The following is an 11,332-nucleotide window of genomic DNA, read 5'->3' on the forward strand; positions in this document are numbered from 1 at the left end:
CCCCCTGGCCACCGGCCCCGTGGACGCCGCCCGCCTGGGCCAACACCCGGCCCTGCTCCCCCCCGCCGGCACCTTCACCCGCGGCCTGGTGGACACCGCCTTCGCCCGCCACGGCATCCGTCCCCCCAGGGTCCTGGAGACCCACTACCTGGAGAGCCTGCGCATGATGATCCGCATCGGCCTGGGCTGGGGCATCCTGCCCCGCTCCATGGCCCAGGGCCTCCACATCCTGGACTGGCCCGGTCTCAACCTGCGCCGCGCCCTGGGCTGGGTGGCCCACCGCGACCGTACCCGCTCCAACGCCGCCTCCGCCCTGATCCGGATGCTGGAGGACGCAGCGCAAGAGGCACAGCATGACCACAGCGCGCCCGATACCGAATGAACCGGTATATGCCCTCCCATCTCAAACGGCGTGCTGCCGCGCCCGGCTGCCGGCCATAGCGGCGAGGAAACCGGCCCCCGCCAGGGCCGCCGCCAGGACATAGACCGCCGAGGGACTGATCCCGTCCCAGACATAGCCGCCGGCCAGGGAACCCAGGGCGCCCCCCACACCGAAGCTCAGGGAGGTGTACAGGGCCTGACCCCGACCCTGCTGCCGGCCCACGAAGAAGCCGTGCACCAGGGAGATGGCGGCGGCGTGGTAGAGCCCGTAACTGGCGGCGTGCATCACCTGCACCAGCACCAACATGGGCAGGACATCCACGTACACCGCCAGCAGCCCCCAGCGCAGGGTGGTGATCAACAGCGCCAGGGACAGCAGCCGCCAGGCCCCGAAACGGGGCAGCCAGCGGTGCATCATGAGAAACACCCCCACCTCCGCCAGCACCCCCAGGGCCCAGAGATAACCCGCCACGGTACGGCTGTAGTCGTGGTTCTCCAGATACAGGGTGAAGAAACCGTAGTACGGTCCGTGGCTGGCCTGCATGAGAAAGCAGGCGATCAGCAGCAGGGCCACCGCCGGGATGCGCAGGGTGGCGGCCAGGGAGGGGGGCTCTGCGTGCACGGGATGGCCGGCCCCGTCCCGCACCCGCCAGGTGACGAGCCACAGCAGCGACAGCAGGGCCAGCACGATCCAGGGCAGGATCTGCACATCAAAACGCTCGAACACCGCCCCCAGACTGGCCACGGAGAGCACGAAGCCGATGGACCCCCACATGCGGATGCGGCTGTAGGCGTGGGTCTTCTCCCCCAGGTGGTTCATGGTGGTGGCCTCGAACTGGGGCAGGGCCGCGTTCCAGAAGAAGCTGAACAGGGCCATGAAGGCCGCCACCCACCAGTAGCCGCTGAAGAACAACAGCCCCGAGAAACACAGCATGGCCAGCCCCGCCGCCACCCGGATCACCCGCGTGCGCTGGCCGGTGCGATCCGCCACCCACCCCCAGACGTTGGGGGCGATGATCTTGGTGCCCAGGATGATGGCCATGAGCTCCCCGATCTGCCCGGCGGAGAAGCCCTGGGCATCCAGGTACAGCCCCCAGTAGGGCATGAAGGCCCCGATGCTGGCGAAATAGCAGAAATAGAAGCTGGAGAGGGTCCAGTAGGCGGCGGGCATGGGTCCAGTACGCTGGGGAAACCCAACATGATCGGCCCAAACCCGCGCCGGGTTCAATGCGCATCCACCCCGAAGGTGTCGGCCGGGCAGTGGGCGGCGTCCCAGGCCCGGGCGATGCGCAAGGCGCCGCCGGAGCGGGCCCGGCCCGTCTCGAAGTCCACGACGGTGCAGAAATCCGCCTGGCAGGGGGCCGGGGGGATGCGGCGGACCCGGCCGTCGGTCAACAGCCACACCCCGACATGGGCATGGTCCACCCGGCGCCGGAACCGGGCCATGACCCGGTCCGCCAGGGCCAGCCCCTGCCCCATGGGGGTGCCGCCACCCCCGGGGATAGGGGCGATCCAGTGGTCATTGGCCACTCCGGCCCGGGCGGGGGACTGGATCACCCAGGCCTCCCGCCCGGAAAACCCCACCACCGCCACCTGGGCCCGCTGCCGGTAGATCTGCCCCAGCCAGCCCGACAGCAGCCCCTTGGCCAGGGACAGCCTGCCGCTGCGGAGCATGGAGGCGGAGCAGTCCAGGACCAGGCAGTACAGGACATCCCCGCCCCCGTGCCGGTGGCGATAGACCAGATGCGATGGCTGGAGGGGATCCGGGCCCTTCTGGAGCAGGCTGCGGTGCCAGTGGATGCCCCCGCCGGGACGGGGATCGGGGGCCCGCTGCCGCCCCGGCCCCTCCCCCGGTCTGCTGGGCCGTTGCCCCGGGGCCTGCCGGGGCCTCAGGGCTTTTTTGGCGTCAGTTCCCCCACCCGGGAGAGGGTGTGCAGGGGCGCCGCCTCGGGGGGGAGTGCCCCCCAATCCCCCGCATCGTCCCCTGAACGGTCCCCCGGGGCATCCTTCGGCCCATTCTCCGGGGCCCCGCCCCCCTGCGGGGGCGGCGGGGCATGCCCCGACCCGTGTTCATCCCCCGTCCCGGCAGAACCGGATTCCATCCCGGCGGGGTCGGTATCCGTGGACGCCTTGCGACGATGGGCCAGCACCAGGTCCTGAACGGCGTCCATGTCCTCCTCCCGGATGCGATCCTGCCCCTCCAGGGCCGCATGGGCCCGGGCCGCCCGCAGCATCACCAGGTCGGCCCGCACCCCCTCCACCCCCGCCTCGTGACACATGCGGCTGACCCGGGCATGCACCGCATCGGTGAACGCCAGGGCCTCCAGGGCGGCCCGGGCCCGGAGGATCCGCTCCCGCAGGGCCTGCTGGGCCGGGTCGTGGTGCCCCACGAATCCTTCCGGATCGGCCTCGAAGGCCAGGCGGGCACGGACGATCTCCTCCCGCATCTGCGGGGGGATCGTCTCCCCCAGACGCACGAACAGGCCGAAGCGATCCAGCAGTTGCGGGCGCAGTGTCCCTTCCTCGGGGTTCATGGTCCCCACCAGGACGAAACGGGCCTCATGGGCATGGGAGATGCCATCCCGTTCCACCCGGTTGACGCCGCTGACCGAGACGTCCAGCAGCAGATCCACGAGGCCATCGGCCAGCAGATTGACCTCGTCCACGTAGAGCACCCCCTCGTGGGCCCGGGCCAGCAGACCGGGCCGGAAACGGGTGCGGCCGTGCTGCAGCACATCCTCCAGGTCCAGGGAACCCAGCAGCTGCTCCTCGCCACACCCCAGGGGCAGGTTGACGAAGGCCCCCTCCGGCAACAGCTGGGCCAGGGCCCGGGCGCTGGTGGTCTTGGCCGATCCCCGGGGGCCCTCGATGAGCACGCCGCCGATCAGGGGGTCGATGGCCGCCAGCAGCAGGGCCGTCTGCATCCGGGGCATGCCCCGGATGGCGGTGAAGGGATAATCGGGACGGGGGGATGCTTGCATGGTGACTCACTCTTCCAGATGTTCCTCGGCGTCGATCAGGTGGGTCTGCACCTGCTGCCGATACGGACCAGGATGGGCCCACAGTCCACGATCCATGGCCTCCAGCAGACGTTCGCACATCTCGTGCAATGCATCCGGATTGTGCCGAAGGATGAACGCCCGGGTCCGGGGGTCATTGATATAGGCATCGGTCACCCGGGCATACTGATCGTCCCGCACCACCCGGGCGGTGGCGTCGTAGGCGAACAGGTAGTCCACGGTGGCCGCCATCTCGGCCGCCCCCTTGTAGCCGTGGCGCCTGACCCCCTCGATCCATTTGGGGTTGGTCACCCGGGAGCGGATGACACGGCTGATCTCCTGTTCCAGGGTATGGATCCGCGGGGATGCGGGATGGCTGTGATCCCCGAAATAGACCTGGGGCTGACGGCCACTGAAATGGCGCACCGCCGCCGTCATCCCCCCCTGGAACTGATAGTAATCATCGGAATCCAGCAGGTCGTGCTCCCGGTTGTCCTGGTTGTGGAGCACCAGATCCAGCCCCCCCAGGCGGCGGGCCAGGCTCTCCCGGGCCTGATCCCCGTCCTGGTCCTGCCCATAGGCGTGGCCGCCCCATTGCACATAGGCCCGGGCCAGATCCGCGTCCGTCTGCCAGTTTCCGGCCTCCATGAGCCCCTGGATCCCGGCCCCATAGGCCTCCGGCCGGGCCCCGAAGATGCGGTATCCGGCCTGCCGGCGGGCGGTGGTGGCGTCCAGCCCCTGTGCCGTGAGTTCCCCGGTCTCGCGGCGGATCCGGGCCCGCAGGGGGTTCATGTCCTCCGGCTCGTCCAGCCCGGCCACGGCCTGGACGGCGGCGTCGAACAGGCGGATCACCTGGGCAAAGGCGTCACGAAAGAGTCCGGAGATGCGCAGGGTGACATCGACCCGGGGCCGGCCCAGGGCGGACAGGGGCAGGATCTCGAAATCCGTCACCCGGTGGCTGCCGGCCGCCCAGCGGGGACGCACCCCGATCAGGGCCATGGCCTGGGCCATGTCGTCCCCGCCGGTGCGCATGGTGGAGGTCCCCCAGACCGACAGGCCGATGGCCCGGGGATAGTCCCCGTTCTCCTGGATGTATTTCTCCACCATGCGGCGCGCCGACTTCTCGCCCAGGGCCCAGCTGGTAGCCGTGGGGATGGCGCGGGCGTCCACGGAGAAGAAGTTGCGCCCGGTGGGCAGGACATCGGGACGCCCCCGGGAAGGGGCGCCGCTGGGCCCGGGGGGGACGAAACGCCCCTCCAGCCCCCGGCAGAGCTGCCCCAGTTCCTGCGCACCGCAGGCCCGCAGGTCGGGCCGCAGCCGCCGCTCGATGCGCTCCAGGACCGGACGGGTGTGATGCCAGTGCGTCCCGTCCCGGGGCAGCCCGGCCTCCAGCACCCGGCAGGCCAGGGCCTCCAGCCGCTCCCGGGTGTCCCCCTGATGGCGCCAGGGTTCCTCCAGGATGGAGACCAGACAGGCGGGACGCGGCCCCTCCCAGGGCGTCTCCCAATCGGCCTCCAGGGGGTCGAAGTCCCCCCCCAGGCACAGGTCCCGGGCCAGGGCCCGGATCAGGCTGTCGTCCCCATCCCGCCCCGACCCCGAGGGGTAGCGGGCCAGGGCCAGCAGGGTGTCCCGCTCCAGGCGCCCCTCGGGGGATTGCCCGAAGACATGCAACCCGTCCCGGATCTGGCTTTCCTTGAGCTCGCACAGGTAGGCGTCGGTGCGGTTGAGCAGGAGCTGTTCCTCTGCCTCGCTGCGGGGGGCCTCCAGGCCGAGATCCCGGTGCAGGTCCTGGTCCACGATGGAGGCCAGGATCTGCCGGCGCAGGGCCCCGGCCCGGCGCCGGTCCAGCATCAGGGCCTCGTAGTATTCATCCACCTGGCGCTCCAGATCGCGGATGGGCCCGTAGTTCTCCGCCCGGGTCAGGGGCGGCATCAGGTGATCGATAATGACCGCCTGGGAACGGCGCTTGGCCTGGGTGCCCTCCCCCGGATCGTTGACGATGAAGGGATACAGGTGCGGCAGGGGGCCGAAGGCCAGATCCGGCCAGCAGGCCTCCCCCAGGGCCACGCTCTTGCCGGGCAGCCATTCCAGGGTGCCGTGCTTGCCCACGTGGACGATGGCGTCGCAGTCGAACCGTTGCCGCAGCCAGAGATAGAAGGCCAGATAGGCGTGGGGCGGCACCAGGTCCGGATCGTGGTAGTTGGCCATCATGTCCAGGTGATAGCCCCGGGCCGGCTGGATGCCGACAAAGACCCGGCCGCAGCGGATCCCGGGGATCATGAAACGCTGTCGCCGCACCATGGGGTCCTCCTCCGGCGCCCCCCAGCGCTCCAGCACGGCGCGGCGGTTGGCCTCGGGCAACGTCTCGAAGAAGGCGCGGTACTCCGCCAGGGCCAGGCTCTGGTGGGCAGGGCGCATCGCCCGCCGGTCCGGGTCGTTGGTGACGCCCGAACGCAGACGGTCCATGAGGGCCTCGCCATCGGCGGGGATGTCCTCCACGCCGTAGCCCTGCGCCTCCAGGCGGCGCAGGATGGCGATCACCGAGGCGGGGGTGTCCAGCCCCACGCCGTTGCCCAGACGCCCCTCCCGGGTGGGATAGTTGGCCAGCACCAGCCCCAGGCGCTTGTCGGCGTTGGGGCGGCGGCGCAGGTCGCACCAGCGCCGCGCCAGTTCGGCCACGAAGGCGATGCGATCCGCCTGGGGGTGATAGCGCACCACATCGCTCTGGGTATGGGGGCAGCGGTGTTCCCGGCCCTTGAAGCTGACGGCCCGGGAGATGATGTGCCCATCCATCTCCGGCAGGGCCACCTGCATGGCGATGTCCCGGGGCTGCAGGCCGTGGGGGCTCTCCTCCCAGGCGTCCCGGTTGCTCCCGGACAAGAGCACCTGCAGCACGGGCAGGTCGTCCACCAGGGCCGTGTCTCCATCCCCCCCGGCGGTGCGGGAGAAGGCCGTGGCATTGAGCACCAGCGAGACCGCCTGCTCCCGGCAGAGCCGGCGCACCTCCTCCAGGCAGAGGGCATCCTTGAGGGAGACCACGGCGATGGGCAGGGGATTCAGCCCCTGTTCCAGCAACCCCTGGCACAGGGCCTCGATCACCCGGGTATTCCCCGCCTGGAGGTGGGCCCGATAGAACAGCAGGGCGACCCGTGGGGCCCCGTCGTGCCATTGGCTCCGCCAGGCCGCCAGCGTGCCCCTGTCCACCCGGGGATGGAAGATGCTGACCCGGGGAAATGGCCGCGGGGGCGGCACCTCCAGGGGCATGTCGAAGAAGCGGGCCCCCAGGTAGCGGTAGAAGGCCCGGATGTTGCTGCTTCCCCCGGCCTTGAGATACTGCCACAGGGTGCGGGACACCTCGGGCGGCACCGTGCTCTTCATGAGCAGATTGGGGTCCTCGGTGTGGTCCCCGGAGAACATCACCAGGGGAATGCCCTTGCGCCGACACAGGGCCTCCACCTGCTCCGTGCCGTAGGGCCAGTAGCTCTCGCCACCCAGGTGATCGATGAGGATCAGGCGCGCATGCTGCAGCACCTCCTCGATGTAGAGATCCACCGAGGCCGGCTGACGCAGATAAAGGAGATTGGCCAGCCGCACCGAGGGATAATCCGCCCATCCCCGTGCCCGGGGGCATTCGGCGGCCAGCAGGGCGAGGGTGGTATCCGCCGCGCTGAGGAGGACGATATCCGCCGGCTCCTGATCCATGCGGGTGATCACGGAGGGATCGTCCACAAATCCCCCCGGCTGGGCGGCCAGCAGATGCATCAGGCCCCATCCCCGGCGATACAGGGGTCCAGCACCCGGCGCAGGGCATCGGCCTCCAGGTCCCGGCCGATGCACATGAGCCGGGTCATGGGGGTCTCCTCCGGCTCCCAGGGGCGATCGAAATAGCTCTCGAAACGCGTCCCCACCCCCTGCACCACCAGCCGCATCGGCTTGCCGGGCAAGGCGGCGAAGCCCTTGATGCGAAAGATGGGGAACCGGGCGGCCAGGATCTCCAGCTGTGCCATGAGCCGATCCCGATCCACCCGGGGCAGTTCCAGCAGGATGGAATCGAAGGCGTCGTGATCGTGGTGATCGTGGTCATGGTGATGAGGATGGTGGTGACCATGATGATCGTGGCGCAGATGGATGCCCTCCTCGGAGGCATGGCCCAGACCCAGCAGCAGGGCGGGGTCCAGGCGGCCCTGATGGCAGTGGATGATCTGGACCTGTGAGGGCAGTTCCCGCCGCACCATGTCCTCCACCCGCGCCAGGTCCGCGGCATCCACCTGATCCGCCTTGCTCAGGATCACCAGGTCCGCGGCACTGAGCTGATCCTCGAACAGCTCGTGCAGGCCCGAGAGGTGATCCAGGTTGGGATCCTCCCGGCGCTGCCGGTCCACCGCGGCGGGGTCGGCGGCAAACTGCCCCCGGGCCGCGGCGGGGGTGTCCACCACGGTGATCACGGCATCCACCGTGCAGCCGGTCTGGATCTCCGGCCAGTTGAAGGCCTGCACCAGGGGCTTGGGCAGGGCCAGTCCCGAGGTCTCGATGAGGATGTGATCGATCTGATCCCGCCGTTCCATGAGGGCCTGCATCACGGGGTAGAACTCCTCCTGGACCGTACAGCACAGGCAGCCATTGGCCAGTTCGTACATGGTGCCCGGGGATTCGGCCCCGGCATCGTCACAGCCCAGCCCGCATCCCTGCAGGAGGTCCCGGTCGATGCCCAGTTCACCGAATTCATTGACGATCACGGCGATCCGGCGTCCCCCGGCGTTTTCCAGGACATGACGCAGTAGGGTCGTCTTGCCGCTGCCGAGAAACCCCGTGAAGATGGTTGTGGGAATCTTGGGGGTATGCAACATGTGTACTCCTCAGCCCGGCCCCGGGCAGCTCGGCCGCCCGGGGCCGGGGTTATGTATGGATGATATTCCCGGCGCTCAGAACCGGTACCGCGCCCCCACCCGGAAGAACCGGCCGGGATCGGCATACAGGGAGGTCTCGTTCTCCTTGTCCATAAGATTGTCGATGCCGGCCCTCAGAGAGAGACCCTCCCATCGGGACGGCCGATAGACCGCGGACAGATCCACAAGGGTGTAGGCCTCATCCTGCTCGGTATTGGCGGCATCCACATACCGCTCCCCCTGTCCCCGGATGCGCAGATCCAGCTGCAGGGCCCGGGTCGGTGCCCATCCCAGACGGGCCACGCCGATGAAATCCGGGGTATGGGTCAGTTCCCGGTCGGTGTCCCGGTCGATGGCATCCAGCCAGGTGGTGTTCAGCCCCAACTGGATCCGATGGGGCAGATCCAGCTGGAATCCGGTCTCCAGACCCTGGACCCGGGCGTTTTGGATGTTCCGGAAGGTGAGATAGGGCCCGTCACCGCGGGTCTTGCCGATCAGGTCATCGAAGCGGGTCTCGAAGACACCGATGTCATAGGTCAAACGTGGCGTTTGACCCTGGCCCCCGCCCAGATGCCCCGCGAGCCCCAGTTCCAGGGTCTTGCTGCGCTCCGGATCCAGATCATGGGCCTGCTTGCCCACCGCGGGTTCCACCACATCCGCCCCCAGCACGAGCCGGCCCCGGGGATCCCGGGTGTGGACCGTGTAGGAACGCGCCTCCGGGATCTTGAATCCCTCGGCATAGTGGGCGCGCAGGCGCAGACCGGGCATCCACCGGTGCACCACCCCCGCCTGCAGGGCGGTGTTGTCCACCGATTCGGAGGTGTCGTCGTGACGGACGCCGTAGACCAGGTCGGTTTGGGGCGTCACGGCCCACTGGTGCTGCACGAAGAGGCCGGTGAGCCACTGCTTCGTCACCGCCGCATCCCCGGTCAGGGCCCGATCCTCGTATTCCCGGTCCAGGTGCTGCACCCCCACCTGCAGACGATGGTCCGGGCCGGGGGACCAGGTGGCCATCAGATCATGGGTCTGATCAGTGAACGTCACCCGCCGGGTGCCGAAATCGCTGTCCGCCTGCCGGGCAAAGCCCATGTCCCGCCACGGCACCACGTACACATGACGGTCCATGCGAAAGCGGCTGTGATCGATGCGATAAGTCAGGTCCAGATGGCGGGTGGCCATCCAGTCCAGACCCACCGACAGGTCATGGCGACGGCTGTCCTCCTCCTGGCGTACGGGGGTATTGAGGGTGCTGCGCACCCGGCCCTCCTCATCGGTCTCGGCCGTGGGTACGGGCAGGTCGGTCTGGATAAAGCGCCGCTCCCGGTCGTCGCTGAGCAGACCCGCCTCCACTCCCAGACGGACACGATCGTTGAACCAGTGATCCACCTGGGCCTGCAGGTGGTGAATATCCGCCGATGCCCGATGGTCCTCCTCCAGGCTGTAGACCTCACGGATACCGGTGTTCTCCAGCTGGGCGGGGGACTGGACCGTCTCCCCCGTCTTGACCCGGATCCGGGCCGGTACCGCCTGCGAGTGCTCATCGCGATTCACCGCCCCGGCAGTGACCCGCCAGCGGGTATCCCGGTCGCCGGCGGACAGGGTCGCCGAGGGCGCCAGCAGGCCCCCTTCCCCCTCCCCGGACAGGCCGGCATTGAGATCCAGGGCGGCGGAAAACCCCTCCTGTGGAGACCGGGTGATCACGTTGATCACCCCGCCCAGGGCATCGGAACCGTACAGCACACTGCCCGGCCCCTTGATGATCTCCACCCGCTCCACCTGCTGCAGCGGGATGCGGCTGAAGGCATCCCCCCGCCCGGAGGTCCCGGTGATGCGCCGGCCGTTGACCAGGAAGATGGCATCCTGCGTCCGGGCACCGCGGATGGACACCCGATCACCGTCCGCAGGCACGTAGATGCCCGTGGTCTTCATCAGGGCCTCATCCAGGGTGGTGGCGCCGGTGCGCCGGATCTGCTCCGGGGTGATCACCTCCACCGCCACCGTGCTGCGGGAGAGCGTGCGCGCCGAACGGGTGGGGGCCGTCACGGTCAGTTCCGGCAACCGGGCCATGCGGTCCTCTGCCGTGGACGGTGGCTGGGTCTGTTCACTGGGGGATGCCCTTTCCTGGGCATGGACACAGAAAGAAAACAGGGTCAAGCCGGAGGCCAGACCCGCAACGAGGGATGGTTTGGTCAATGTCATGATCGTATGCGCACAAGGCGCCGGGTTGGTGTAGGGCCTACACCACGGGGAAGAGAAACGGATCCAGGGGAAGGGTCACATACGGATCGACAGGCCCCGGTAACCGACAAGCCGCACCCCGCGGCACGCGTACCAAAGGCTGCAGGCCGGTCTCCGGGCTCGCGGCCGGACGCGGGGGGAATCCCGTGTCCAGTGGATCCGCCTTCCCGTGAGGTGCGCCGGATGACAACACCCCACAGTGGCCTGTGGATCCATTTCTCGCCGCTTACCGTTGCGGGGGCAGCGCCGGACTGGCCGTGGATTCACGGCGTCACCGGCTTCCCGTTTAACCCCGGATGCGTACACCGGGGCACCTGCGAGCCTAACCGCCCCGCAGAGTCCCGGGGCGGCGTGATCCTGGGGGCGAAGACAGATGGCTGCCCCACCCCCCGGGTCACGGCGCCATACCCTAGCGGCATTTCCCTGCGGAGACAATGGCCACGCCTGCCCCCCGGATGGGGGAAAAGGCCCTCGCCGGCGTCGAAGCCATCCGTTCCGCCAGTAGGCTTTGCCCCGTCTACAGGTGTTCAGAAAGCCGGTGAAGCCGCCTTGCGGCCAGTCCGGCGCTGTCCCCGCAACGGTAGGCAGGCAGGCAGGACCCAGCCACTGCACCGCGCCTGCCCCCAGGGCCAGACGGTTCAGCGGGGTTCCTTTCATGGCACTGCCGCTGCGTTGGTATATCTCCCATCCATAACTCAATTACTATCTGTTGGGTCTCGCTTGATTGTATACCGCATGATAAGGCCCCCCTGTTTCATGCGCGGGAGTGGTTGAGTATTGTGGCCGATGATCCAACGCAGGACTGACCTCATGGCGAGTACCATTCAT

The 11,332-nt window shown here is 68.8% G+C and carries 7 protein-coding genes and 1 riboswitch; of the genes, 1 reads left to right on the top strand and 6 read right to left on the bottom strand.

Annotated features, from left to right (window positions below; all coding sequences use genetic code 11):
- The coding region (locus CKO33_RS12860; protein ID WP_200182632.1) for a LysR family transcriptional regulator substrate-binding protein at positions 1 to 382 on the top strand (382 nt) is incomplete at its 5' end.
- 21 nt (positions 383 to 403) lie between these two features.
- Here CKO33_RS12860 and CKO33_RS12865 read toward each other — a convergent pair.
- The 6 genes from CKO33_RS12865 to CKO33_RS12890 all read right to left on the bottom strand — a co-directional run bounded on the left by CKO33_RS12865 (position 404) and on the right by CKO33_RS12890 (position 10,465).
- Positions 404 to 1,552 (bottom strand): MFS transporter, encoded by a 1,149-nt coding sequence (locus CKO33_RS12865; protein WP_200182633.1) that lies wholly within the window; start codon positions 1,550 to 1,552, stop codon positions 404 to 406.
- 53 nt (positions 1,553 to 1,605) lie between these two features.
- Complete coding sequence (locus CKO33_RS12870; RefSeq protein ID WP_200182634.1) at positions 1,606 to 2,055, bottom strand: vWA domain-containing protein; 450 nt, start codon at positions 2,053 to 2,055, stop codon at positions 1,606 to 1,608.
- A gap of 215 nt (positions 2,056 to 2,270) precedes the next feature.
- Entirely contained in the window at positions 2,271 to 3,362 is a 1,092-nt protein-coding gene (locus CKO33_RS12875) for a magnesium chelatase ATPase subunit I (protein ID WP_200182635.1), read from the bottom strand.
- 6 nt (positions 3,363 to 3,368) lie between these two features.
- Complete coding sequence (cobN, locus tag CKO33_RS12880) at positions 3,369 to 7,142, bottom strand: cobaltochelatase subunit CobN (protein WP_200182636.1); 3,774 nt, start codon at positions 7,140 to 7,142, stop codon at positions 3,369 to 3,371.
- On the bottom strand, positions 7,142 to 8,227 hold the full coding sequence (gene cobW / locus CKO33_RS12885; RefSeq protein WP_200182637.1) for a cobalamin biosynthesis protein CobW: 1,086 nt from the start codon (positions 8,225 to 8,227) through the stop codon (positions 7,142 to 7,144). The genes cobN and cobW overlap by 1 nt, the downstream gene beginning before the upstream one ends.
- Before the next feature lie 75 nt (positions 8,228 to 8,302).
- Entirely contained in the window at positions 8,303 to 10,465 is a 2,163-nt protein-coding gene (locus CKO33_RS12890; RefSeq protein ID WP_200182638.1) for a TonB-dependent receptor plug domain-containing protein, read from the bottom strand.
- Between the two features lie 127 nt (positions 10,466 to 10,592).
- Positions 10,593 to 10,837, bottom strand: a riboswitch (cobalamin riboswitch).
- Positions 10,838 to 11,332 lie beyond the last annotated feature (495 nt).

The organism is Ectothiorhodospira mobilis (assembly GCF_016584115.1).
Classification (GTDB): Bacteria; Pseudomonadota; Gammaproteobacteria; order Ectothiorhodospirales; family Ectothiorhodospiraceae; genus Ectothiorhodospira; species Ectothiorhodospira mobilis.

Excerpts from the sequence above, each read along its gene's own strand:
- cobW (WP_200182637.1), bottom strand. The coding sequence starts at position 8,227 with ATGTTGCATACCCCCAAGATTCCCACAACCATCTTCACGGGGTTTCTC.
- cobN (WP_200182636.1), bottom strand. The coding sequence starts at position 7,142 with ATGCATCTGCTGGCCGCCCAGCCGGGGGGATTTGTGGACGATCCCTCC.
- CKO33_RS12875 (WP_200182635.1), bottom strand. The coding sequence starts at position 3,362 with ATGCAAGCATCCCCCCGTCCCGATTATCCCTTCACCGCCATCCGGGGC.
- CKO33_RS12890 (WP_200182638.1), bottom strand. The coding sequence starts at position 10,465 with ATGACATTGACCAAACCATCCCTCGTTGCGGGTCTGGCCTCCGGCTTG.
- CKO33_RS12870 (WP_200182634.1), bottom strand. The coding sequence starts at position 2,055 with ATGCTCCGCAGCGGCAGGCTGTCCCTGGCCAAGGGGCTGCTGTCGGGC.
- CKO33_RS12865 (WP_200182633.1), bottom strand. The coding sequence starts at position 1,552 with ATGCCCGCCGCCTACTGGACCCTCTCCAGCTTCTATTTCTGCTATTTC.